General features: G+C 63.5%; 22 protein-coding genes. 13 read left to right on the top strand and 9 right to left on the bottom strand.

Annotated features, from left to right (window positions below; genetic code table 11):
• The first annotated feature begins 155 nt into the window (after positions 1-155).
• The 4 genes from B0E55_RS29985 to B0E55_RS29975 all read left to right on the top strand — a co-directional run bounded on the left by B0E55_RS29985 (position 156) and on the right by B0E55_RS29975 (position 2,063).
• Positions 156-482 carry a hypothetical protein gene (locus B0E55_RS29985; protein ID WP_241896175.1) on the top strand — a complete coding sequence of 109 codons (327 nt, stop codon included), beginning with the start codon at positions 156-158 and terminating at the stop codon, positions 480-482.
• A 298-nt stretch (positions 483-780) separates the two neighbouring features.
• On the top strand, positions 781-1,056 hold the full coding sequence (locus B0E55_RS29980) for a hypothetical protein (RefSeq protein ID WP_080911093.1): 276 nt from the start codon (positions 781-783) through the stop codon (positions 1,054-1,056).
• A gap of 100 nt (positions 1,057-1,156) precedes the next feature.
• Entirely contained in the window at positions 1,157-1,318 is a 162-nt protein-coding gene (locus B0E55_RS31745; protein ID WP_157902101.1) for a hypothetical protein, read from the top strand.
• A 382-nt stretch (positions 1,319-1,700) separates the two neighbouring features.
• Entirely contained in the window at positions 1,701-2,063 is a 363-nt protein-coding gene (locus B0E55_RS29975; protein WP_080911092.1) for a DUF3349 domain-containing protein, read from the top strand.
• A gap of 887 nt (positions 2,064-2,950) precedes the next feature.
• On the opposite strand, the gene arr is transcribed toward B0E55_RS29975, so the two are convergent.
• From arr to B0E55_RS29960, 4 genes are all read right to left on the bottom strand, one after another.
• Positions 2,951-3,373, bottom strand: a complete 423-nt coding sequence (gene arr / locus B0E55_RS29970; protein ID WP_080911091.1) for an NAD(+)--rifampin ADP-ribosyltransferase — start codon at positions 3,371-3,373, stop codon at positions 2,951-2,953.
• Positions 3,374-4,050: 677 nt separating this feature from the next.
• Positions 4,051-4,539, bottom strand: a complete 489-nt coding sequence (locus B0E55_RS29965; protein WP_241896174.1) for a phosphate signaling complex PhoU family protein — start codon at positions 4,537-4,539, stop codon at positions 4,051-4,053.
• A complete protein-coding gene (locus B0E55_RS32360; protein ID WP_241896178.1) occupies positions 4,482-4,712 on the bottom strand; it encodes a hypothetical protein in 231 nt (76 codons plus the stop codon). The genes B0E55_RS29965 and B0E55_RS32360 overlap by 58 nt, the downstream gene beginning before the upstream one ends.
• 170 nt (positions 4,713-4,882) lie before the next feature.
• Positions 4,883-5,497, bottom strand: coding sequence for a PAS and ANTAR domain-containing protein (locus B0E55_RS29960; protein WP_241896177.1), 615 nt, complete (start codon positions 5,495-5,497; stop codon positions 4,883-4,885).
• Between the two features lie 849 nt (positions 5,498-6,346).
• On the opposite strand from B0E55_RS29960, the gene B0E55_RS29950 reads away from it, so the two are divergent.
• A complete protein-coding gene (locus tag B0E55_RS29950; RefSeq protein ID WP_133053465.1) occupies positions 6,347-7,210 on the top strand; it encodes a hypothetical protein in 864 nt (287 codons plus the stop codon).
• Positions 7,211-8,249: 1,039 nt separating this feature from the next.
• On the opposite strand, the gene B0E55_RS29945 is transcribed toward B0E55_RS29950, so the two are convergent.
• Positions 8,250-8,495 carry a hypothetical protein gene (locus tag B0E55_RS29945; RefSeq protein ID WP_080911088.1) on the bottom strand — a complete coding sequence of 82 codons (246 nt, stop codon included), beginning with the start codon at positions 8,493-8,495 and terminating at the stop codon, positions 8,250-8,252.
• A gap of 1,046 nt (positions 8,496-9,541) precedes the next feature.
• Here B0E55_RS29945 and B0E55_RS29940 point away from each other — a divergent pair.
• From B0E55_RS29940 to B0E55_RS29915, 6 genes are all read left to right on the top strand, one after another.
• Positions 9,542-10,300: a hypothetical protein gene (locus B0E55_RS29940; protein WP_080911087.1), complete on the top strand. Its 759-nt coding sequence runs from the start codon at positions 9,542-9,544 to the stop codon at positions 10,298-10,300.
• A gap of 178 nt (positions 10,301-10,478) precedes the next feature.
• Complete coding sequence (locus B0E55_RS32510; protein WP_256066028.1) at positions 10,479-10,610, top strand: hypothetical protein; 132 nt, start codon at positions 10,479-10,481, stop codon at positions 10,608-10,610.
• A gap of 603 nt (positions 10,611-11,213) precedes the next feature.
• Positions 11,214-13,721, top strand: coding sequence for a LuxR family transcriptional regulator (locus tag B0E55_RS29935; protein ID WP_198538474.1), 2,508 nt, complete (start codon positions 11,214-11,216; stop codon positions 13,719-13,721).
• 182 nt (positions 13,722-13,903) lie between these two features.
• Positions 13,904-14,725 carry an ABC transporter substrate-binding protein gene (locus B0E55_RS29930; protein ID WP_157902100.1) on the top strand — a complete coding sequence of 274 codons (822 nt, stop codon included), beginning with the start codon at positions 13,904-13,906 and terminating at the stop codon, positions 14,723-14,725.
• 747 nt (positions 14,726-15,472) lie between these two features.
• The gene (locus tag B0E55_RS29920) at positions 15,473-16,195 is read left to right on the top strand and encodes a GAF and ANTAR domain-containing protein (RefSeq protein ID WP_206745222.1); all 723 of its coding nucleotides are present in this window, start codon (positions 15,473-15,475) and stop codon (positions 16,193-16,195) included.
• Positions 16,196-16,460: 265 nt separating this feature from the next.
• On the top strand, positions 16,461-16,880 hold the full coding sequence (locus B0E55_RS29915) for a hypothetical protein (RefSeq protein WP_080911082.1): 420 nt from the start codon (positions 16,461-16,463) through the stop codon (positions 16,878-16,880).
• Here B0E55_RS29915 and B0E55_RS29910 read toward each other — a convergent pair.
• Positions 16,814-17,143 carry a MerR family transcriptional regulator gene (locus B0E55_RS29910; protein ID WP_080911081.1) on the bottom strand — a complete coding sequence of 110 codons (330 nt, stop codon included), beginning with the start codon at positions 17,141-17,143 and terminating at the stop codon, positions 16,814-16,816. The two genes, B0E55_RS29915 and B0E55_RS29910, sit on opposite strands and share 67 nt — an antisense overlap.
• A gap of 449 nt (positions 17,144-17,592) precedes the next feature.
• Positions 17,593-17,811, bottom strand: a complete 219-nt coding sequence (locus B0E55_RS29900) for a hypothetical protein (protein ID WP_080911080.1) — start codon at positions 17,809-17,811, stop codon at positions 17,593-17,595.
• Positions 17,812-17,945: 134 nt separating this feature from the next.
• On the opposite strand from B0E55_RS29900, the gene B0E55_RS29895 reads away from it, so the two are divergent.
• Positions 17,946-18,125, top strand: coding sequence for a hypothetical protein (locus B0E55_RS29895; protein WP_133053464.1), 180 nt, complete (start codon positions 17,946-17,948; stop codon positions 18,123-18,125).
• Positions 18,126-18,682: 557 nt separating this feature from the next.
• On the top strand, positions 18,683-18,895 hold the full coding sequence (locus tag B0E55_RS29890) for a hypothetical protein (protein ID WP_133053463.1): 213 nt from the start codon (positions 18,683-18,685) through the stop codon (positions 18,893-18,895).
• A gap of 163 nt (positions 18,896-19,058) precedes the next feature.
• Here B0E55_RS29890 and B0E55_RS29885 read toward each other — a convergent pair whose 3' ends face one another.
• Together B0E55_RS29885 and B0E55_RS29880 are read right to left on the bottom strand one after the other, a co-directional pair.
• Positions 19,059-20,588, bottom strand: coding sequence for a phytoene desaturase family protein (locus B0E55_RS29885; RefSeq protein ID WP_080911077.1), 1,530 nt, complete (start codon positions 20,586-20,588; stop codon positions 19,059-19,061).
• Complete coding sequence (locus B0E55_RS29880; protein WP_080911076.1) at positions 20,585-23,668, bottom strand: FAD-binding and (Fe-S)-binding domain-containing protein; 3,084 nt, start codon at positions 23,666-23,668, stop codon at positions 20,585-20,587. Before B0E55_RS29880 ends, B0E55_RS29885 begins: the two co-directional genes overlap by 4 nt.
• Between the last annotated feature and the right edge of the window lie 5 nt (positions 23,669-23,673).

Raw genomic sequence — 23,673 nt, 5'->3', positions numbered from 1 at the left:
CGCTCGCGGAGCGGGCCAAGCCCCGCAAGATCGAGATCAGCAGCGCCGGGAACGGCAGTGGGAGCAGCAAGGAGGTGGGATACAAGCAAGGGAGCAAGCAGATCGATGCGTGAACAGCAGTTCAGAACAGCATGTTTGGTGAGGGTGCAGAGAAAATGGTACGGGTCGATGATGTCGAGAGCGCCCGCATCGCCGAGGACGAGCGTGAAGTAGCCGGCGGGGGCCGGCGCGACCACTCGGGGTGGGAGGGGCTGGATATCCGCCTCTGGCACGATCTGGAATATGCTGCTGTGATGGGGGATTCGGATCGGATTCTCGCCGATGCGCTCACTCCGGCGGCGTGGGTGTTACTCACCCGGATCGAGGTGGGCGCCTTCGAGGGACCTGTGGGGCCGACCCCGCCGATGATGCTGCCCCGCTTTACGTATCGCGTTCCGGTGACGCGGCCCCGGGCTACCCAACGCTCCCCTCCGCAAGGTTAGGGGGCGTGGGCGGGTTCCTCGTTGTCCGGCCCCCGACGGCGAAGCGAGGAACCCTCGGCCCTAGGAACTCAGGCGCTTCCGCGCTTCCGTAGTGGTTGCCGAGACGCTTACACACTGTGACGTCCCTACGAATACCCGAGCAGTTGTGGGTACAGGCCTTCGACGCTGAAAAGTGCGAGAAGTGTGACCCGGCTCGGCAATCATCTTTTCCGTCGGCAGCGCGAAAGCGCACGTTGTCAGAGTTTTTGTCCGAACGCCATGTGTACGAGTTATTTTCGACTGACGGTGAGGTCGTGTCATGGAGCGGTACAAGTTCACGTTCGCGGATGAATCGAGTGTCGAGGAATTCTTCGAGTCGGACAACGAGGCGATCGTCGCGGCCACGGCCGCCAACGGCGGCAGTAGTCGGGGGTTGTATGTCCAACGCTACGACCATCGCGGGTTGTTGTTGCCCACAAAACTTCCCCCCGGCGGGCACCGAGGAACACGGTGCCCGATGACCCCCGCTACGAGTGCAGTGCGGGAGCCGACCACCCGGGCGTCGGCGGTGGCCGAATCGGCTGCGGGACTGTAGGGGTGCGGGGCCGCTGCGTTTACAGGACCTGCGGGGCCGCTGCGTTTACAGGACCGCGAGATGGGTAACAGGCGGTGAGATGAGATGAAGGAGTAATCGCATGGATGTCAAAGACCTCGATGTGGTGGTCTGGCCGGAATCCGAGGAACGTGAAGCGTGGTGGCGCGAGATTGTCGGAGCGAGTCAAGATGCACTGTCGGCGACGATGACGCCGAAGCGGCATGTCGAGGACGCACCCCCACAGATTCAGCACGCGGCGTAGATTCGTCGACACCGCGCCGGCCTTGTATGGCGGTGCCGTACCGCTTGTCCCCTTGTGGAGGTTGAAAGTTCCCATCCGGGATGACGCGGCACCTTTAGAGGAGTTAGTTGTGCGTTCTTCCTGGCGGATAGGACGTGCAGGCCCGTCTGGTCGTTACTGACGAACGATTAGATCGACCCTCCGCGTTTCGTCGGAGTCCGCGGTTCTTGTCGGGCAGGATGTGCGAGTTAATTCAATTTCTTACGATGGGCGTTGGCCGTTGCCCGCTTTGACCTCAGGCAGCGCTGAGTGGCTGGGGTGCAGCAGGTCCGAACTTCCGGCGCACGCGGTAGGTCTCGGATAGATGCAGAGCGGCGTATCGATCGGTGAGAGGAGGCGGTAGGTGCGTCACCCGTTGAAGGCAGTATTGGACTGGCTTCGCAGTGGCTACCCGGAGGGTATTCCTGAGAAGGATCATTTCGCGGTGTTGGCTGTCTTACGCCGTCGGCTCAGTGACGCCGAGATCGATCAGGTGGTGGCGCTCTCTGTCGAGCATGCTCATGAGACTCCGGATCGCCACATCAACTACGAGCGTGTTGGTGAGCTGATCGCAGGAACCATTGGTGAGGAACCTTCCGAGGAGGACATCGAACGCGTTACTCGTCGACTCGACGAAGGGGGTGGTCTGTTGGCGCACTCCGAGACGCACGACGGCGAAGAAAGTCGTGCGGCGGATTCCATTTCCCACAACACGCTTCGGAAGTAGTTGTCGTGCAGCAGTTAATGCCGGGGTGCGCCCGCGAGCGGGTGGCTGCGCCTTTCAGCCGTGCGCCATCCACAGTCGGCGCCAAGGACTCGATGAATCTGCGATCCGACGGAATGTAGGTCGGCAATCAGGACCTCGCCGAGGAACGCGACCGGTTGCAGGCTCTGGACGAAATGAGCCGCTGCAAGGAGATACCGCTCGACATCGTGCTGGACGAATTGGACTGTCGGCAGGGAGCGTCGCCTGAGTGTCCCGGAGTTGCGGCGGGTGGAAATGTTCAGTGAGTCGATGCAGTCGAGAAGGCTTGAGTGGGGCGGGATTTGCGGTTAACGCCGCCGTCGGTACGGCCCGATCATCTGGCTGTAATCGCGGAAATTGGCGCGGGATGCCACCCGTAGACGGTTGGCTGTTGTGTGCCCTGGGCCTGGCGGTGATGCTGTGGTGTGGACGGTTCGCCAGCTGTTGGTGACGGCAGCCGGCGAGCGTGCGTATCCCGGTGCTCGGGTGCGTGGGATTCACGCAGACCGTTGCCGGGTGGTCGTGGCCGGGAGTGGGGCCTGTCGGCGACTCGTTGCGTGTGCAGCGCTGCGCCACCAGGTTGATTACCCGGCTGCGGAGGCGGCGAAACTGGTGCGGTGGAGTGACGGGGCACATGTGCGGCGCAGCTGTGCATGAGGGTTTTTTGCTGCCGGGTAATGCGAGTATCCGTGATGCTTGATGGTGCTACGTCGCGGGGGACCTGCTCGCCCGTTAGTTCGACGACGATCCTTGGGCCATTGTCGGTGAGGGGATGGGATCGTTCTCGAAATCAACCGATCCATCTGCACAGATGCGTCCGCGAAATGCTGGTTGTCAGACCAAGGCGTACATGGACGGTCCTGCGCATCTCAGTTGAGGATTTCGCCGCGTTCGGTGGAGAGGAGCGCGGTTAGCCGTTCTCTCCAAGTCTGGAGTTGTTCAGGTGTCAGTCGTGTCCACTCGGTGATCTCGTTGATGATGCGTAGTGGGGCGCGACTGCGGTAGGACCGGGTGGGGTTACCGGGGAACTTCTTGTCGGTCACATTCGGGTCGTTCTCGAACGACCCGGTCGGCATGACCGCGTACATCCGTGGGACCGCGTCGCTGTCCGAGAGTTCTGCAGCGATCTCGGCGGCGAGGCCGGCACCATCGACAAGAGCTGTGAAGTAAATGTGGTTCATCACTACCTCGGGGCGGTAGTTCGATGGACGGCCTGCGGTGAGGAATTCACCCACGCGGAGGTTGGCGATCGTGCCATGAAAAAACGGTCCCTCGTCGAGCAGTTCGGACACCTGCAATCCTCTCGTCTATCTGGCTGAGAGGAGTTAGTGTGCCGCATAACCGGGGCCTTGCCGCAAGCCCCTATCGCCGCGGTATTCTGAAGGTGACAAGTGCGGAGAAACTATCTGCTTTTATTCGCCGGTGGAGGTCTGGCCGAGTTCGGCCGACGTGAACACTGCTTGGTCTGCGGCGGATTTGTATTCGCCGCAACATGTTCTGGTGGTCGAGAAGGACCTCTATCGCCGTCTCCGAAGTTGTCCAAGACTGCACTCCCACAGAATTATTCGAGTCGTTGCTACTCAATTCGGCCCGAGTTCGACATTGGCCTCTCGTGAACGAACGTGAGCGGCCGGTTGTGAACGAACCTGAGTTGCAGGCGATCCTTCCCGCCTTCGCATCCATATCGTCTTTAGCTCGTTGGATGACGCGTGATCGCCGACGCTGTGCTGATCTCCGGCAGTTGCGTTGACTCCGACCGAGGTGCTCCTCGGCGACGTCCGCTTCCGCGTCAACGCGCAGTGAGTATCTCCGATCGCATGACAGCGTTGGGGCTGCGAACCTTCGCACACGATTCGAAAATGACGTGCGCGTGCCGATTTCGCTGGGTGTGAGCTTGGCGGTCGGCGAGGTCGCTCAAGTGCGAGGCCACTGACGTTGGCGGAATGGCGGTGATCGTCGGGTTCGGATGTCAGAGAAGGGTTTCGGGTCGGGCTGGGAGTTGTCCGGTTTCGAGGAAGATGATGCGTCGTCCGATGTCGACGGTGTGATCGCAGAACCGTTCGTAGAACCGACCGAGGAGGGTGACGTCGACTGCTGCTTGTACTCCGTGTGGCCACCGTGGGGCTTGGGTGACGGTGAACAGGCGCCGGTGCAGTTCGTCCATGACGGTGTCGGCTGCGACCAGCATTTCGGCGCGTTCATGGTCGAGGTGCCGCAGTACCACTTGGGTTTCGGTGGCCCGGGCTACCGCTGTCTTCCCGATGTCCTCTATGACTGGCCGTGCTTCGGGTGGGACCGCCGGTGTGGGGTGGCGTAGGCGCGCGATCTTGGCTACATGGGTGGCGAGTCCGCCCATGCGTTGCAGACTGGCGGCGGTGTGCAGGCCGCCGACGGTGAATCTCAGGTCGTGGGCGACGGGGGCCTGTAGGGCGAGGAGTGAGAATGCCTGGTGTTCCAAGTCGGCGGCGGCTCTGTCGAGGTCGGTGTTCGCGTCGAGTACTCGTTCGGCGGTGGGAGGTCGACATCCAGCAAGGCTGTTGTTGCGTCGGCAATTGCTGTGACGGTCAGAGCGCACATCGAGGCGAGACCGGCAGCGAGGTCGTCGAGACTGTCGGCGAAGTGTGTGCGCATCTGCTCACCTTAAGCGTGCCGAATGGTGTGCGACCAAGACTGACAGCAAGTCGCGCCGGCCGATATGGACCCGAACCGAGCCGAGTGCCGAGTCGAAGTCACCACAGGACCAGCGCTCCGGTGCTCGCGGCCATGAAGAACACACGCCGCGACCGCGTCGCAGCGTTGTGTCAGGTGGTGTGGAGCAGGAGATGATCGAAGCGTGTGCGTACAGCGGTGGGGACGTCGAGGTCGGTGGCTACGCGGGTGAGGAGTCCTTCGGCGATGTCGCGGAGTTTGGTGTTGGTTTGTTGGGAGTGCCAGACGAGGACGTCGAAGGCGCGGTCGGCGGGGATGCGGTAGATGAGCATGAGCATGCCTTTGGCTTGTTCGATCGCTCCGCGGGAGGCGGTGAGGTCGGCGACGACGTCGTCGACTGCTTCGGTGACTGTGCTGTCGATGGTGTCGGTGATGTCGATGTAGAAGCCGGAGCTGCCGATGACCTCACCGTCGTCGTCGAGGACGCGGTCGCCGACGACGACGACCGAGCGGGTGTGCCCGTGGGTGTCGATGATGCGGTGGCGGCTGCTGAATGCTCCGCCGGAGGTGCGGATCGTGTGCAGGGTGTGGGCGACGTGGGCTCTGTCGTCGGGGTGTTTGTGGGAGAGAAGCAGTTCGGTGGTTGGTGCGGCGGTGGCGGGGTCGTATCCGTGCATGCGGGCGACGGTGTCGGACCATTCCCATCGGTCGCCGTCGCGGTGGTAGAGGAATCCTCCGACTCGGTGTGGGGCACCGGCTTTCGCGATCGGCTCTAATGTTTCTGTTGTCCTCTGTCGGCACTCGTACGCCCTTCCGATCTTGCCTGTCCTCAACTTGCTTGTTCGATGAAATTTATCGGATCGGGCGGAGGGTGGCGACGCGTGGTTCCAGTCAGGGAGAGCGCAGGCAAGCAGGCAGCAGTGCGATCGTTATCGTCTGGTCGTGGGCTGTGTCCGGCCGGCCGAGCGGGGAGGGACGGAAGCGCGTGAGTGTTGGTGTGTGCCGCGAGCGGTTTTTGAGGGAGTTGAGGCAGCTTCGTGGGCGGTTTCCCGAGGATGCGGTGTTGATCGGGTCCTACGCGGCGGTCGTCGGCGGCGGCGACGATGTGGTGTTCGGTTTGTTGATCGGGTTGGTGGGCCCGGCTGCTCCGGTGTGTGCTGATGAGGTGTGGGAGTGTGTGAGCGGGTTTCTTCGTGACTTGAGGCGGGTGGAGTTGTTCAGCGAACCGATCCAGTTGAGAGGCCCTGCGCGGGGGCGCTGTTCGCGGTACACGCCGCCGCCGATACGTCCGGTCATTCGGCTGTAATCGAGTGCCGGAAATGAATGCGGGATGCGAACCCTGAACGGCGTGCAGGTGTGCCCACGACGGGTCGGTGTGTGTATCCGTTGCCCGCGCGCATGGGATTCGCCTGCAGTTTCCGGTTGGTGCGTGCCTGGGTGGCCCGATCGGCGACTCGTTGCCTGTGCAACACTCCGCTGCAAAGCGTGACTGTCCTGACCATTCCCCGGCGACATCGGCGTAGCAGAACTTCCCTCCGATTCGAGATGTCGGGGGCGATGCTGTCGTTTCGCTGATTTCGCTCGTGACCCTTTGGTTGTCTGGTTATCGTGGTCTGATGACATTATCTCCGTCGTGGGTGGAGCTGGTCGGGAGAAATGCTGCGGCGGAGACGGTTTGCGTGTCGGGATCGATGCGCATGACCGGACAGGCGGGTGATCAGACCCCAGGCGAGGATTTCCGGTTCTGGCACGGCGCCGGAGGGCGGTGGCGCGTCGAGCGTGGTGGTGAGGTTGTCTACATGTCCAGCGTCGACGGGGAGGCGTTCGTGCGGATCGACAACGAGATCCAGCGCCATCGCGGCGGCTTCGGGGTTGTGCATCTGGGATCGGTGTTCAGTCCGTTGGATCTGTTGGGGCCGGAGTCGGTGTTGCGGCGGATGAGTGTGCAGGTGAATGTATCCGAGCCGTGCCTGGATGTGGTCGGGGGAAGAGCGGCGTGGTCGATCGCCGTGACTCAGTCGTCGGGTGTGGCGGTTGATCTGGCGTTCGACAGTCGCACGGGTGTGCTCGTGCGACTGACCGGTCCGGAGGACGCCGGCGGTTTCGAGGTCCTCCATCTCACCGAGCACGGCGAGTTGGGTGCGGAGTTGTTTCGGTGGGACGGGTCGTCGGTGGATGCGCCGATGTCTGCTCGGCGCCGCCCTGCCGGAGATCGGGAGGAGCGAGGTGCGTCGCGGGTGGCGGAGCTCACTGCGCTGGTGGCGGCTCTCGACCGTCCTCAAGAGGTGCTCGAGGTTGTAGTTGCCTCAAAGGGTGGAAGGGCTGCGAGTGAGGCGATCGCGGACCTTCTCGGTGTGTCGGCGGTCGGTGCGGAAGCGGTGGCGTCGATGGCGCTGATGGGGTTTCGGTCGGATGTGGCCCAGAGGGCGCGTGAGGAGTTGGCGGCGTTGCAGAGCCGTTCCCTGGGCGAGGGAGAGTAACGGCCAGACGCTGGGCGGCTCATCAGTGGTCGCCGATGGTGTGGGTGATCGGTACCATCTGACGCGGATCGCCTTGTGGCCTTCTCTGATCGGGTCGGCAGCGAACGCAGTGGCAACGATCAGCGGCGTCATGTGAGGTTCCGCGCGTAACTCGTCCAGTCTGTTGGGCGGGGAGGTGGGCAGTGTCCGTGGTCGTTACCTACCCACTTCGCCGGACGCGCGAAGGGCAGGTGACGAAGTGTGTGTTGTACGCCAGGTAGGTACCGGGGCAACAGTCGTCTCGGTCTGGCGCATCCCATCCCCGGAATTACGTTGGTGAAGCTCTCCGACGCGAGTGCGGTTCAGCGCTTGCACCTGCCGCCCGGCGAAGCGGGGGGAGGGTTGAATGTGGTGGCGGGGAGACGGGCGTCCCGCCTCCCGTCGAGTGACCAGCCGGTCGACAGGCGCCCACAGGCAACAATAGCTGCGAAATCGGCTACTGCACAGGAAGTTCCCGATTTCAGGGACGATGACTGACAGGTCGGCGAGGTCAGAGAGTTCGTCGAGATTCGATCTGTGCGCGGCCGAGGTCTGTTCTTACCTCTTCAGGGAGCCCTGCTGATGGACCTCTTGCCTGCGTATTCGGTGGACGTGGAGTCTTCGGGTTCCGGTCGGCGGGCTGGTAAGTCCCGGCCGCGATTCGGTAATGGCCGTTCGCTGCGTTATCGCATTCGTTGTAGCAGCGTGTTTTTCGCGGACGATGGGGCTGCCGGCGGTCTGGGTTCCCGATGCTCGGTGGGCAGGAGGAACAACGGGGTGGGCACGGTGGTCACCGACGTAGGAGTCGTTGTAGTCGGGGCTGTGGGCGGCGCACTGGTGCAGAGTGCGCGGTGCTGCTCGTGCAGGAGGTGACGCTCTCGCGGTGGGATCCAGGGTCCTTCGTAGACGCGGAGGTCGCATCCGCGGCACTGGGTTCGGAAGTAGCCTTCGCTCATCGATCGGGTTCCTTTCGTTATTTCTCGGCGACGAGTCTCGGCGGGCGTGTGGGGGCTGCCGACAGTCATGATCGCGTGGGGAAACCGTAGCGCTGCCGCATCCGGGTGAGGGCCGCGATGTCTTCATCGTTGACCTGCCTCGCGGCCGCCCAGGCGAGGCTGTCGGTGTAGTCGCGTCGACGTTGTCGTCGTTCCTCGGGCGTGAGGGTCGTCGCGGCGGTGTGAGGGTCCGCGCAGTTCGTATCGGTGTTCTCGAATTGCGCGAGGTACGCGGCGAGGATGGCGGCGTCGCGCCGAAATTTACTCAACACTGCTGTCTCACCTCGGTATGGCAGCGGTCGTACCGTCTCCACGACGTATCGGAGGCAAGTGTGTTGTCAGGCATGGGACGTGACGCTCCATTCGGTCCCGACCTGATGAAGACAGTGCAATTTTTTGATCAATACGGACTTTAGCATCGCATCGCCGCGGTTCAGTTATCCACGAGCTACGGGAAGGACGGCGGTAACTGTTTCGCGAACCGCGGATTAGCCTGAGATTTTTCAGGCGAGCGTGGTCGGGCCGAACACGAGCACCGCGTGGAAGTCCGGCCGGCCCACTGCGTCGTCATACCGGACTGTTGTGATGGTGAGTGGGCAAGTGCTCTGCATTTCTCGCGGGCGAAACGCTGCCCACGCAGAGTGATATCCGAACTGGTGACGGTGGTGCCCTGGGAGAAAACGCATGTCGGCAATTTCGTGCTCCGGAAGTATGTCCAGGCAGACGGGTTCGTGTTCGGACAGGGGCTGTTCTCGGCGCCGGGTCGATAGAGCAATCTCCGATGCCGGACACCGAGGGGCAGCATGGCGGTGTGTCCGGAGCACTGCGGCCTGTTCCTGGTCGTAGTGTCGATTGCGTCGCCGTGTTCTCGACCCAACCCTGAGAGGATGGCGCCGGGGCTTGTCGGTCTCACACATGAGCGTCGACGGCCCTGTTAGGTGCGCTGGCTTCTGTCACGTTCTCAGTGCGCCAGGGCTCCACCGGCGAAGTCTCACTCCCTTGCCGGTGGAGCCCTTTTTCGTTCGTATCGTGTCTCGGACGACGGTTCCCGCCAACGGCGAAAGGCTGGAGTCAGGACCATCGCGGCGCGGACCGGCTTCGGTGAACGCGGAATCTGGCTGAGGAACGTCAATGGACCCACTATCCCATTCTGTAAGAATTGGAACCGCGGCCCGAGAACTGAAACACGTTACTGAGCAACGGTTTCCGGTTGTCTGTGAATTACGGTCACGCGATAGTTAAACATTCACAAACCGGACAGTCTGTGCTAGTTTTTGCTGATCTTTACTTGCATTCCTTATCGAGAGGTTCAACTCGTATGTCCACCACTGCTCGCCGCGCCGGAATCGTCGCCGCACTCGTCAGCTCTGCAGCCCTGATCGCCCCCGCTTTCGCCGGCGCGCTGCCCACTGGTTCGCTCGGCTCGGACGAGACGGCTCCCGGCGTCACATGCGATGCAACCTCCACCGAAACCACCGCCAACGGCTGGGGAATCCCGTTCGACGACGAGAAGAATCAGACCGCTTCGTACTCGGCCGAGAACGTTCTCGACGAGGACGGCTCCCTCGAGCTCGCGGTCGATGGCGTCGAAGACCGCTCCGTGTCGTATCACTCGGCGGGCGGTGTGAAGCTCTCCGACATTCTTGACACCGACATCAGTTTCGCCGAACGCGCGGCCACCGCGAAGGCATCGTTCCAGCTGCGGCTGAGCGGCACCACCGGCGGCAAGTTCACCGGCACCACCGGTTTCACCACCCTCGTGTGGGTTCCGGGAGTCACCGCGCCGGACACCGCCGACGGCGCCGTGCACACCGACCTGCAGGACGGGCAGTGGTGGAGCACCCAGAACATCGACGGCGCAAAGGACTTCGCGCGCGTGAGCCTCGACGCCATCGCCGAAGCGCAGCCGAATGCTGTCGTCGATCACTACGGCGTGAGTATCGGTCGCGGCTCAGCCGCAACCTCCACCCTCGTCGACGCGGTGACGTTCAACGGTTGCACCACCAACTTCGCCAAGAAGGACGCTGAGACCGGTACCGGCTCGCTCGGCAACCTGGGCAACATCTTCGGCAGCTAGGGAAACGACCGGGGCGTGACATCTGGAGCGGTGGCGGTCACGAACGGCAACCGCCCGGCGAACTGGCAGCCCCAAGTCGCAGAAGGGTGGGGGCGGACCCCGGTGTATGCGGGGGTCTGCCCCTCCTTACTTTGCTGTTTGTCACTACCGTTCAATCGATAATTTCTGAGGAGTTTTCATGGGATCGTTCGACACCGCATCGCTGAGCACCGAATCGCTCGAGGATCTCAATCTCGGCAAGGTCAGCGAGCTGCTCAAGCTGGGCATCACCGCTGTCTCTTTCATCACCGCCCTGAATTCGCTCAGCTGAGCGCTGCCTCGGGTTGAGGTGAGGAGAATCTAGCCGGTGTTCGGGAACTTACCGCCGCCGGAGTCGGCTGATGTGGCGGTCAGGGTGAACCCGGGCCAATGCAGAAGGCGGTGGATTTCACCAGTGATCTTTGGTGAGCGTCGGTGGGTCCCTTCAGCACGCTGGCTTCCGCCTCGGTTCTCGCGCGCCAGACCCGTCTGTAGGTTCACCTCCTTGTCGGCGGGTTCTCTTTGCGGGTTGGATGTGCACCCCGCCCGATGTTCCATCTTGGTGACGAGCGGCCGGCATCACGACGAACTCGTCCTCCGCCCGAGCCCGCCAGTCGCGAGCACAACCTGTGCCGCGTGTGATCGCGGCAATCTGTCCGCCAGTTGCTTCCATACCGGCTAGGGACCACCGGTCCTCACATGCCGTCGCCTTCATGAAATCGTTTGGTCTCGGTGACGCAAATGGGGGTGATTGCAGGGGTGATTTCAGGGATGAGAGGCGGGTGAGCCTTCGCATCGCTCCAGATGCCCGATACACATAGCAGGTTGGGTTCCTGTGGTTATTTGTGCCGACATTTTGTGCCGTGCACCGATGAAAATGAAAGAGTTCTTGTTCGTGGTTTCAGCCGATATTCGTGCGTACGCATCCGAGACCCTCGCATCTGCCGAGTTGATCCCATTGCGGCACAAGCTCGTGGCGATGCTCGAGAAAACAGCTCGGCTTACTACCGTTCATTCGTTCCCTGGGTCGAGTACCGCTTCTGTGCTGCGAATGTGGGCGTCGTCGGGGTCTTCGCGGGCCGCTCTGGTTGCACCAGTGCACCGTCCCATTGGCGAAGCTGTCGACGAGATTCACGACCTCATCGCCGGTACTGAGTCGCCTGGGGGACGCATTGTTCTGACCTTCCTTCACCCGGACCCAGTCACTGATCCCGGTGTACACGCTTACCTCCTCGAACTGCTCGAGCAATACGGCCATGTCGATCTGATCGTTTCCACAACCCACCGTCGGTTGGAATGTGCTGCCCAGGAAGGTGGACTCACGGTCCAGACCATCAGCGCTGACGACCTCGTCTTCACCAAGAACGATGTCCACGCCCTCGCGTCCAGCGTCAACCTCCCCGCATCGGTCGCCGAGGTGGTTCGTCACTGCACGGCCGGAATCCCGACCGTGGTGATGGATACGATCACCGAACTGGCGCTCCGCCCCGTTGCCGTGTCAGGGTCGCCCGATCAGTGGCGTGCCGCCGCGGAGCGGTGTGTTGCCCGCTACCTGGCGACCCTCACGCCCAGCGGGCGTAGCAGCCGTCTCGGGATTATTCTTGAGGCGTTGTCCATTGCGCATCTGATCGATTCCGATGTCGCGGCAGTGCTCACCGACAACGCAGCGACCACCGAAGACCTCCTGGCGCTCGAACAGTCGGGAATTCTTCTCGCAGTGCAATCTTCGGGCGACACGCCTCGGGCGTGGACGATGACGGCACCTCTGCGAACACTGTTGAGTCTTCACCTCCGTGCGCAAGACACCGCACGCGGTGAGCGCATGATCGCGCTGGCGCACCATCATCGCCGAGCGCAGACACCGCATCTCGCACTTCGGTACGCCGCTGAGGCACACGAGTGGCCATTGGTCGTGGATGTAGTCGAAGAGTCGTGGGTGTCCATGCTCGCCCAACACATGGCGTTACTGCGCGATGTCCTTGTGCGCATTCCGCCCGAGTACACACAGAACAAGGTTGCCGTTCAAGCTGGACTGAATCTGTTCACACGCAACGGATCACGATCCACCAGCATGACCGATGGACTCCCCCGCACTGTCGAAACTTTGCGGCAGTTGGCCGCAACCGATGAGGGAATCGACCGACTTCGGATCGGTTCCGTTCAATCGATCATGCATCGCGTCTCGGGCGATTTCCCCGCTGCGGCCGAGTTGGCCGTACACCTTTCGCAACTGAGCGGGTACATCCTCGAAATCAACCCTGAGCGGATCACCGAGGAACTTCCCGTCCTCCGGCTGCAATGGGGCATCACGCACCAACTTGCCGGTGATCTGACCACGTCCTCGATCGAACTCAACATGGCCTATCGCGGTCGCGAAGCGGCCGACATCGGATTCGTGGCAGCCAACGCAGCCGGCAGTTCGGCAATGAACTGGGCGATGGTCGGCGAACCGACCCGCGCACAATTGTGGTTGGAGTACCAGAGCAAGCATCCGATCCCGGTGGGCTGGCTGGAGCAGATGGTTCAAGTCAGCGGCCTCGTCGCTCGTACCCTCCTCGCTCTGGACCGTCTGGAGGTCGAAACCGCCGGCGACCCACTAGCGGCACTCGGCGAACCATCGCATCGAGAAGAGCTGTGGGCGTACATCGTCTATGCGCGCTGCCTGCATGCGCTGGCGACCGGTACCTCTTTCTCCGCGCTGGTCTTTCTGCGCCGCCAACGCGCCGCGCACCCGCACCGCGTGCGAGCTGGATCTGCTGCGATGCCCCTCCTGGCTGCGATGGAAATCGATCTCATGCTCGCCTGCGGCGAAGGCAACAATGCCTTTGCCTTGGCGCAGACCCTGACCGCGCCCGAATCCCATCCCTGGACCTTGATTTCCGTTGCACGACTGCACTATCTGACCGGCGACTACAACGCAGCCTTGACCCTGTGCCGAGAACTCGACGCCGACCAGCAAGCACGATATCCAGGCCTGCACACCGAAGCCCTCCTGCTCGAAGCAAGCATCCATCTTCGTATGGGGCACCCCGTGCGCGCCGGGAACTGCTGGAGATGGGCCGTCACCATCGCCGAACAAACCGGCGCCCTGCGCCCGTTCACCACGATCGCCGACGCCGACATCGACGAACTGCAGAAAATCGAACATTCGGAGCTCGTGTCCAATGTTCGCACCGACATTCGTCCGGTCTTCCCTCCCGCCGTGCCGCTCGTCGTGGTCACCGAACGCGAGCACGCCGTACTGGCCCTGCTCGCAACAGGAATGGGGACAGCCGAGATAGCAAAGGAACTCTTCGTGTCCATCAATACCGTCAAAACTCAATTGCGCAGCCTGTACCAAAAAATCGGGGCCCACAACCGCCATGATGTCGTCATCATGGCCAAGCACCTGTCCATCATCTGATGAGCTCCCGCCCCTCCCCGCCGCAGCGTCTCCACCACGGGTGGGTGATGCTGGTACTTCTGTCGTTCACTCTTGCTTGCTCCGCCTGCACATCGCCGCACCCCAACACCGACGACAGTGCAAGTCTTGACGCAGCAGCCAGGACAGTGGTTCACAGCAGGGGAACCACCACCGTGGCACACGTGCCGGAACGTATCGTCGCGCTGTCCTCATCCTGGGCCGACACCGTCATCGCCTTCGGGCGCACCCCCGTCGGTGTCGGATCCATTGCCGGTATCAGCACCTCCGGCGGGCACTTTCCCTGGCAAGGTGACTACGCGTCGACGTCGATCACGCTCACTCTTCTCGGCGCGCCTGCGTACGAACAAATCGCGGCCCTGGCACCGGACTTGATTCTGGCGGACTACTCCGCCCGTGACGGCGCCGTGTATGACGTTCTCAGCGCTATTGCACCGACCATCGCCCCACTCGCCTCGACTGGTTACGTCGACCCGTGGCGCACACAAGTCAGCGTCCTCGGACAGATCTTCAACGAAACAGACCGCGCCGAGCGTCTGATCACCGACACTGACAACGCCATCGCCGATCTCGCGCAACGACATCCCAACCTCGCTGGGCGGACCTTCCTCATCGCCACAGCCCGCCCCGGCGCCCTCGCCTTGATCGCTTCCGACACCGACCCGGCAGCCGTGTTGTTCGTCGAACTCGGAATGCACATGGATTCCGAGATCGTCGCCCAATCCAAGGGGATAACACGGACCAACATTGCCGTCGAGAACGCACTGCCGATGATGGGTGCCGACCTACTTCTGATTCAAGGGCAAGCCGCGTTGTTGGAGGCGTCGATACCGGGATGGGGCAACCTGCCCGCGGTGCGATCGGGCGCTGTCGCGCACATCGACGGTCCCCTGTCCGCGGCGCTCAGCGACCCCAGCGTCCTCGCCATCGCCTACCTCCTACGCACCCTCGAGCCACAACTTCGGCAAGTCGGATCGGCATCATGAGCCTCGGGGTCTATCTCGCTAACGGTGTTTCGGCGGATTTCCATCAGTAAGTTTCCGATCCCGGCCAACGATCGGCGAACGTGATCGCACACGCGTTCAGCGCAGGCCCTTGCTTGTCGGGCCAAGTGAACGGGCCACCACCACAGTCTTCGGTATCCGCCCTGGGGTTCTTCTGTCGAGACTCGTATGTTCTTCCGCTCCTGGTGTCTTCTCACCTTGCGTGGTCGATGATGTTGTATCGAATACGGCGGTAGCGGCGCCACAATGTTCCAGTCAGGCGAAGGCGTAGGCGTAGGTGAGCGGGCATCCGGGCGATCGTTATCGCTTGTTCGTGGGTGTGCCCGGCCGAGCAGGGGAGAGGGCCGTCGTGAGTGCCGAGTTGCGTCGGGAACGGTTTCTACGGGAGTTGGGTCAGCTTCGCGAGCGGTTTCCCGATGACGAGGTGGTGATCGATTCGTACGAGAGTGTCGTCGAGAGTGACGACGAGGTGGTGTTCGGGTTGTTGATCGGGGTGGTGGGCCCGGCTGCTCCTGCGTGCGCAGATGTGTTGTGGGAGTGTGTGAGTGGGTTTCTTCGGGACCTGCGGCGGGTGGAGTTGTTCAGTGAGCCGATACAGTGGAGAAGTCCTGTGCGGGGGCGTTATTCGCGGTACACGCCGCCGTTGAATCGTCCGATTGTCCGGCTGTAATCGAGTGTTGGCAGGTGTATGCGGGATGCCAACCAGGATCGATGGGTTCTTGTGCGCATGTGGACGTCATCACCGCGCATCAGTACGACTCCGACGAAATAGCGGTCGCGGTGGAGCGTTTCGGCGCGCTCCTGCGAACCCCGATGCCCTTACCTTCGCTGCTGCAATCAGTGTGTGCGCAAGTGGTGGCGACGATCCCCACTGCGGACATGGCCGGAGTCACGATCCTCTCCGCCCGCGACAAAGAGCCCGAGACGGTCGCGTGCACCGACGAGCGCGCCCTCGACGTCGACGTCGATCAGTACCGGGCCAATGAAGGCCCGTGTCTGGAAGCGGCACGCACCCAGCAGGTGGTGCGGGTGCGTATCGACGACGCCGCACTACGGTGGCCCGAGTTCGCGAAGAACGTCGCCGGCATCGGGGTGGCAAGTTACCTGTCAGCGCCGCTGACCACGGACGACGACAGGGTAGGGGCACTGAATCTCTACAGCTACGACGATCACGGGTTCAGCGAGATCGACGAGGTGCTGGTGCAGGTGTTCGTCGCCGCCGTGGAGGGCGCGGTGTGGAATGCGCGGCGGGCGGAGCAGTGGCGTGCCGAGGTCGAGGGCCTGCAGGAGGCGATGAAGACGCGGGCTTCGATCGAGCAGGCCAAAGGAATGCTGATGGTGTTGCACGGGATCAGTGCGGAGCGTGCGTTCGAGGTGCTGGTCGAGCAGTCCCAGTCCCGCAATCTTCGGGTCGCGGCGATTGCGGCCGAGGTCGTGGAAACCCTGACGTAGCGGTAGCCGAGTGCCGAAGGAAAGTCACCTCAGGACCAGCGCCTAGTACTGCACTGTAGACACTGGCCATTCCTTCGGCTTTTGTGGCGAAGCCGCCGGCACGGCAAGGCTGTCCAGATGGTTGATTGCCGAGTGGGATGCTTCCCGGTTATGTGCGCATCGCGCGGTTAGGATGGGTCTCGGTTCTTCGTCATGGCTGTGGCAGGGGACTGTCTGTCGCACCGTGCTTTCTGTACGGCCGGCCTCGAACGGATGGGAGGGCGATGTGCCTCTGACGAAGAAGTTTTCGCAGATGTACGACGATGCGTTGGTGGCATTGGCTGCGGCGTCGCAGCGGCCGGCTACTGTCGTGAACGTCGAGGGGCACTACGCTATTCGCGTCGATCTCGAGTACGGTCGTTACGTGTTGGCGACGAACTCTCCGCGAGGTTTGTGGGACCACCCTGATGCGAGCGGTTCGTGGTGGGTGCGCATCATGCAAATCGGTGACGTGGGCACGGACACACTATTGAGTCAGGCGCAGAAGCCGTGGCTCATCGATGCCTTCGATGCCGCGATCGACCAACTCGAATCCGCCGGACATGCCATCGTTGCCGATGTGGAATTCGGTGCCATCGCTCATGCCGACGAGCGATCACCGGAGTGCGGTATGCGCTCGGACGAGGACCCCTCCGTGGGCATCTGAGCGACCTGGGCGATCCGTTCGGCCAGGATCGCGTTCTGGGTTTCCAGGTCGAGGATGACACCGATCCCGGTCAGGTTGATTCCGTCGGCGATCAACGCGCTGATTCGCCGCAACGTGGCCAGGTCCGCTTCGCTGTAGCGGCGGGTTCCTCCGAACTGGCAGATGGACACCGGGTGATGCCGCGCGAACTGACGACATTGGTGCACACGGAGTCCACGGTCATCGTCGATGCCGTCACCGAGCGTTGCCTCGCGGCCGGTCAAAACATCGTGCTGGAAGGAACATTCAGCTGGCCGGGACTAGGCCGGAGATTGCTCTCTGATCTCGCGGAGGCGGACTACCAGAAGTTGACGATTCTCTTTTGTCGAAGCGCCGAAAGAGATCACGAAGGCCCGTGCCCTGAGCTGGTGGCGGGGCTGGGAGACTGCTCTGCGAACCACTGTCGATGATGTTCAGAGCGCCGATGATGAGAGTTGCGCTCTACCATCGCTCAGCGAAGGCGTGGGGCGCTTGGACGTAGCGCGCAGCGAGGGTACGCGCGGGCCACGCTCGGATCGTTACGAAAGAACCCCTCTGAAGGCTCCGGATCTTCTCAGACGAGTAGCCAGGGCTCGGATGCTCTCATTCTCGATGCTGTGGTGTTCTCCCCGATGTTGGTGCTGGCCTTGGCGATCACCATGCTCTTTAGTGTGTGCACGAGCCTACGACAAGCTCAGTCCGGCAAGCGCCGTAGTTCTGCCACGGTGAGTCCGAGCGCGTCGATCCGTGCCATGATGCTGCGCATACTCGTGGGGTCGGCGACGGGGCCCCAGAGTGTGGTGAAGCCGCCTACGGCGTGCCCTACCTGGAGCTGCGGAAATGCAGCCCGCACGCGATCGGATACTTCCCCGTCGATCAGAAACTGGTATCGGGTAGGAAATGTCAGGGACATCGTCGTCCTTTCTCGCCACCAAGGCTCATGCCCACCAGTACTCGAGGACAAACTCGATGACCGGCTATCAGTGCGCCGCGACAGTATTCGACCAGTATGTCGATCGGCACGCCGGAGCGCTTCATCCTCCGAGGATGAGTGAGGCACTCGCCCACATGTCCTCCGTCCGGGGTGAGATTCCGGATGCTCTCGGTGTCGGAGTTGTCGGGCAGGCCACCGTTCGCGATCACCACATCGGTGGGGCAAATGCAGGTGGCACGTTGACAGTGCGGTCCCCGACTGCGGGCGGAGCTCATGGTGCAGTCGAGAGATGAAAGAACTGCACAGTTCTCGGGCCGTCGTATTTCGTCCCTTTGGGGTGCCGCTGGGAGCAGGGAGCAGGACTGGGAGTCCGACGGCGGGCGACTGACGTCGGGATCGACGCCAGGTTCAACCGTGCGCGCTAAAGTCACCAGGTTGGCTCTGTTCATTTTCACCACCGACGTACCGGTGGACCGAGTGCACGAGCCTTCGCCGGGCGATGCGGTGAGCTGATCTCGGCGTATCTCTCACGGCGCAGAGGTGGAGCTGAGTGAGGTTGACGCGGACCGATACAGAAATTGCCTGACCGAACTCCGCTGCTCCACTGGGCGGAGGTGCCGAAATCGGTAGGGGCATCTCGATTTACCCCACCGGGGCCATGAACCCGCCAATAGTGGTTCGGTCATGGCCAGGTGTGGTGGACCGCGGACACTGGGAAGGGTTGTAGGCGGGTGTTGCTTCCGGCGCGAAACTAAACCTGCGCGTGACTCACACGATGTTTGGCGGGCGCTGCCAGCAAGTGGAACTCGTGCGACACGACGTGGGCACCTATTCAGGAGGAGACCGTTCCATGACGGTGAATCAGTTGGGGCGCAATGACGTTGAGCTGAGCGCGGTCACGTTCATCAGACGTGCTGCAGTTATCAGGCCGGATGCTGTGGCTGTTGTCGATGATGCATCGGTGGTGTGCAGGTCAATGATCGTTGTGTATCGGTGGGCGGGCGCGCTTCGAGATCTCGGGGTGCGCATGGCCGACCGTGTCGCCATCCTGAGCCGGGGATGATCTTCCGATACTCGAAGCCCATTTCGCCGTGCGAGGTGTGGGCACCGATCTCGTTGCTCTGAATACACGACTGGACGACGTCGACATTACGGACATCTAGTGCGGGTGGCTGTGTGTTCACGGCGGAGGGTAACGCTCCGAAGCAGTGAGCCGTGCCGCGGTGTCAGAGAGGGTTTCCCGCCGGCCGGCGGTGTGGGGCAAGGTCGGGGAGGGTGTGGATTCCGAAGTGGCGGCGTAGTACGTGGTGGGCGGCGTGGTAGCCGGACATGCCGTGCACGCTGGGACCGGGTGGGGTGGAGGAGGAGCACAGGTAGACGTTGCCGAGGGGGGTGCGGTACGGGTTCCAGCGCAGGGTGGGGCGCGCGATCATGCGGTACATGGTGACTTGTCCGGCGGCGATGTCGCCGCCTCGGTAGTTGGCGTTGTGGTCGCTGAGGTGGTGGGCGGTGGTGCATTGTGACGCGAGGATGGTGTCGCGGAATCCGGGTGCGAAGCGTTCGATCTGTGCGGTGATGGTGTCGGTCATGTCGCGGTCGGATCCGGCGGGGACGTGGGTGTACGTCCACAAGGCCTCGATGCCGTCGTCGCGTCGGCGGGTCGGATCGATTGCGGAGGGTTGGCTGACCAGGACCAGGGGGCGGGGGGTGTGTCGGCCGGCGGTGATGTCGGCTTCGGCGGCGGCCATGTCGGCGCGGGTGCCGCCGCAGTGGACGGTGCCGGCGCCGCCGATGTGCGGATCGGCCCAGGGGACGGGTCCGGAGAGGATGAAGTCGACTTTGGTGATGCCGTTGCCCGCCGGGAAGCGGTCGAGCGCTCGTCGGTAGCGCCGGCCGAGACGAGCGCCGTAGATGTGTGCCAGGGTCCACGGTGAGGTGTCGAACAGGTACACCCGCGCCGGCGGCAGTTGGCGCTGGTCGACAACGGCGTGGTTGCAGAGGATGTCGCCGTCGTGATCGGCCAGGTCGGCGATCAGTGCGTCGGTGATGGCTTGGCTTCCTCCTTCGGGGATGGGCCAGCCGACGGTGTGGGCGGCGGCGCCGAGCAGCAGCATCGTCGCCGACGGGGCGAGTGAGGGCAGGCGGGCGCTGACGTGCCCGCTGACACCGGTGATCTGGGCTGCGGCGACTTCGGCGGTGAAACGCCGATTCCATGCCGGACTGCCTTGTTCGACGACGCGGCGCCCGAATGCGGCGCCGGCGGCGAGGCCGGTAACGGTCCGTGCGGGGCGGGGGAGGCTGCGCATGTCGGACAGGCAGAGTGCGGCGATGGCCGGGAAGGATTCCACCAACGGGCGCATCAGTATTTCGTATGCTCGCGCGTCGGGGCCCCCGCTGGTGGCTCGCAGGTATTCGATGGTGCGGCCGAGATCGGTGTAGGCGAGTGCGGCGGGGTGGTCGTCGAGGGGATGGGCATACGAGATCTCGGGGCGAAGGAGGTGCACGCCGCGCGCGTCGAGGTCGAAGGCGGTGAAGAACGGGGAGGCCGCGGCCATCGGGTGCACCGCCGAGCAGAGGTCGTGGGGCAGGGTCGGGGCGCCGGGAAGGGTGAGGGGGTGGGTGCGGCAGCCGCCGCCGGGCGTGGGTTGTTCTTCGAGGACTTGGACGTCGAGTCCGGCGCGGGCGAGGATCACCGCGGCGGCGAGGCCGTTGGGTCCGGACCCGACGATGACAGCGTCCCGCAGTGCCCGGGTCATGAGCTCGCCCTCACTGTTTCGCGTCGTTGAATTCGGCGGTGGCGGCGGTGGCGGAGTAACGCGAGCGCGCCGCCGGTACCGAGCACAGCGGCGACTCGGCCCACGTGCCTGAGCCGGTTATCCTGTTGTGCAGCAATATTCGATGCCGGCGGGGTGCCGACCGGGCGTCCTCGGATCGCGGCCGCGAGCACCTGGGCAGCGTGCAACGGCTCGGTATCGGGGTGCAGGTCGCGGATCTGTGTGCGGCAGCTGAATCCGTCGGCGAGGATCAGGGTGTGCGGGTCGGCTTCGCGCAGAGCGGGTAGGAGTGCGTCCTCGGCGCAGGCGGTGGAGACGTCGTAGTGGCCGCGTTCGAACCCGAAATTTCCGGCCAGGCCACAACATCCGGCATCGAGGACGGTGGTGCGGATTCCGGCATCGTCGAGGACGTGTTGGTCGGCGTCGTAGCCGAGCACGGCATGTTGGTGACAGTGCGGTTGGATGAGCGCGGATCTCGAATCTCGGGTCGGCGCCCGCCATTCGGGCGCGTATGTGTGCAGAAGTTCTCCGAGGGTGTAGGTCTGTTTCGCGAGGCGCCGGGCGTCTTCGTTGCCGGGCAACAGGTTAGGTAGGTCCGAGCGGAAGACGGCGGCGCAGCTGGGCTCGAGCACCACGATGGGGGTGCCGCCTCGGAGTGCGGGCTGCAGTTCGCCGAGGGTGCGTTCGAGAACGGCGGTGGCAGTGCCGAGTTGGCCGGTGGAGATCCAGGTCAGTCCGCAGCACAGGGTGCGGGTGGGTACGGTGACCTCGAATCCCGCGGCTTCCAGGACGGTGACGGCGTCACCGGCGATCTGGGGATCGAAGTTGTTGGTGAAGGTGTCCGGCCACAGCAGTACCGGTCCGCGACTGCGTTCACGGAGTGGGGTGGGGGGTGGGCGGTGTTGCCACCAGCGGGTGAAACGGATGGGCGCGAAGCGGGGAAAGGGGCGGCGGCGATCGACGCCGCCGGCGGACTTGATCGCCGCCGATATTGCAGGGGCGTGGGTGAGAGTGTTGACCAGGGTCGGCGCGGCGGCGGCGATCCGCGCCCAGAGCGGGATCCAGCCCATCGAGTAATGCGCCAGGGGCCGGATCCGGCCGTGGTAGTGGTGAGAGAGGAACTCGGCTTTGTACGTGGCCATGTCCACGTTGACGGGGCAGTCGGACAGGCACCCTTTGCAGGCCAGGCACAGATCGAGCGCATCGCGTACCTCGGTGGAACGCCATCCGTCGCTGACGACGTCGCCTTGGAGCATTTCGAAGAGCAGGCGCGATCGGCCGCGGGTGGAGTGTTCTTCCTCGCCGGTGGCGCGGTAGCTCGGACACATGACCCCGGATTCGTGGCCGCGGCATTTGCCGACGCCCACGCAGCGGGCGGCGGCGCGGCTGAAGCGGTGGTCGTCGTCGGGGTAGGCGAAATGAGTGGCCGGTTCGAGCGGGAGGTAATTCACGCCTTGTCGGAGGTTCTCGTCGAGTCGGTACGGGGCGACGATTTTGCCGGGGTTCATGCGATTGTCGGGGTCGAACAACGCCTTCAACTCGTCGAAGGCGGATACCAGACGCTCGCCGAACATGATGGGTAAGAGTTCACCGCGGGACTGTCCGTCGCCGTGCTCGCCGGAGAGGGAGCCGCCGTAGTCGACGACCAGGCGGGCGGAGGCTTGCGCGAAGGACCGGTATTTCGCGATGCCTTCTGCGGTCCGCAGATCGAAGGGGATACGGGTGTGCACGCATCCTTGCCCGAAATGTCCGTACAGCGACGCGGAGCTGTAATCGTAGGTGTCGAGGAGGTCGCGGAAATCGCGCAGATAGTCGCCCAGCCGCAGTGGGGGGACCGCAGCGTCTTCCCATCCTTCGTGCGTCTCGGGTTCACCGGGCGGGTAGGCGGTGGCTCCCAGCCCGGCCTCGCGGGCGGCCCACACCTCTTTTTTTCGGACCGGATCGTCGAGAACTTCGGTGCTCGCCCCGACCGCGCGCTCGAGGTGCTCGAGCATCACGTGGGCTTTGTTGTCCGCCTCGTGTTGGTCGTCGCCGTCGAACTGGACCATCAACCAGGCGTTGCCGTCGGGCAGCTGTCGGAGTGCCTTTTCGGCGAGATGGCGGCTGTGCTCGAGCTGGACCAAACGGTGATCGATACCTTCGAGTGCGGCCGGGTTGTGGTCGAGGACGAGGGGTACGGCGTCGGCAGCGTCGCAGATGTTGTCGAAGCCGGCAATCGCGAGCGCATTCGCCGCCGGTATCCGGACGAGGGTGAGTTCGGCGCGCAAGACCGTCACCAGGGTGCTCTCGGACCCGGTCAGCAGCGCTCCGACATGGAAGTTGTTCGCCGGCAACAGGGAATCGAGGTTGTAGCCGGAGACTCTGCGCGGAATGTCGGGGTAGCGGGCGGTGATGTCGTCGGCGTAGCGCTCGCGTAGGCGATGCAGGCCGCGGTAGAGGTCGGCGCGCCGGCCGCCGGCGGAGATGATGGTGTCGAACTCCGCGTCGGAGGTTTCCCCGACCCACATCCGCTCACCGTCGTAGGTGAGCACTTCGAGGCGGCGGACGGAGTCCACCATCTTTCCGTACGCCTGGGCGGTGGAGCCGCAGGAGTTGTTGCCGATCATTCCGCCGATCGTGCAGCTGACATGGGTGGAGGGTTTGGGTCCGACCATCCATCCCGAGGCTTCGAGGTGGTGGTTGAGGCGATCGAGCGCGATCCCGGGCTCGACGACGGCAATCCCGTTATCGGTGTCGACCGATTCGACCCGGGTGCAGTATTTGCTCCAGTCGAGTACCACCGCGACGTTGCAGCATTGCCCGGCCAGGCTGGTGCCGCCGCCGCGGGAGAAGACCGGCACGTCGAAGTCGCGGCACACCGCCACCGCGGCGGCTGCCGCGTCCGGTGATCGGGGAACCACCACCCCGATGGGTACCTGGCGGTAGTTCGAGGCGTCGGTCGAGTACGTCGCCCGCGAGCCGGCGTCGAAGCGGACCTCCCCGTCGACGTGCTCGCGCAGCGCTTGAGCGAGCTCCTCGAACAGCAACCGCGGGCGTGTCCCGGGGGAGCGGGAGATGGTCATAGCGA

The sequence above is a fragment of the Rhodococcus sp. 66b genome (assembly GCF_002076325.1).
GTDB lineage: Bacteria > Actinomycetota > Actinomycetes > Mycobacteriales > Mycobacteriaceae > Rhodococcus_F > Rhodococcus_F erythropolis.
Note: the sequence above shows the minus strand (reverse complement) of the source record. Positions and strands in the feature narration are given on the sequence as shown.

What these genes read in the sequence shown, in the direction of transcription:
- B0E55_RS29985 (WP_241896175.1), top strand. Translation starts at nt 156, where the DNA reads ATGGTACGGGTCGATGATGTCGAGAGCGCCCGCATCGCCGAGGACGAG.
- B0E55_RS29980 (WP_080911093.1), top strand. Translation starts at nt 781, where the DNA reads ATGGAGCGGTACAAGTTCACGTTCGCGGATGAATCGAGTGTCGAGGAA.
- B0E55_RS31745 (WP_157902101.1), top strand. Translation starts at nt 1,157, where the DNA reads ATGGATGTCAAAGACCTCGATGTGGTGGTCTGGCCGGAATCCGAGGAA.
- B0E55_RS32360 (WP_241896178.1), bottom strand. Translation starts at nt 4,712, where the DNA reads ATGCGCACACACTTCGCCGACAGTCTCGACGACCTCGCTGCCGGTCTC.
- B0E55_RS29950 (WP_133053465.1), top strand. Translation starts at nt 6,347, where the DNA reads ATGACATTATCTCCGTCGTGGGTGGAGCTGGTCGGGAGAAATGCTGCG.
- B0E55_RS29940 (WP_080911087.1), top strand. Translation starts at nt 9,542, where the DNA reads ATGTCCACCACTGCTCGCCGCGCCGGAATCGTCGCCGCACTCGTCAGC.
- B0E55_RS32510 (WP_256066028.1), top strand. Translation starts at nt 10,479, where the DNA reads ATGGGATCGTTCGACACCGCATCGCTGAGCACCGAATCGCTCGAGGAT.
- B0E55_RS29900 (WP_080911080.1), bottom strand. Translation starts at nt 17,811, where the DNA reads ATGTCCCTGACATTTCCTACCCGATACCAGTTTCTGATCGACGGGGAA.
- B0E55_RS29895 (WP_133053464.1), top strand. Translation starts at nt 17,946, where the DNA reads ATGAGTGAGGCACTCGCCCACATGTCCTCCGTCCGGGGTGAGATTCCG.
- B0E55_RS29890 (WP_133053463.1), top strand. Translation starts at nt 18,683, where the DNA reads ATGACGGTGAATCAGTTGGGGCGCAATGACGTTGAGCTGAGCGCGGTC.
- B0E55_RS29885 (WP_080911077.1), bottom strand. Translation starts at nt 20,588, where the DNA reads ATGACCCGGGCACTGCGGGACGCTGTCATCGTCGGGTCCGGACCCAAC.
- B0E55_RS29880 (WP_080911076.1), bottom strand. Translation starts at nt 23,668, where the DNA reads ATGACCATCTCCCGCTCCCCCGGGACACGCCCGCGGTTGCTGTTCGAG.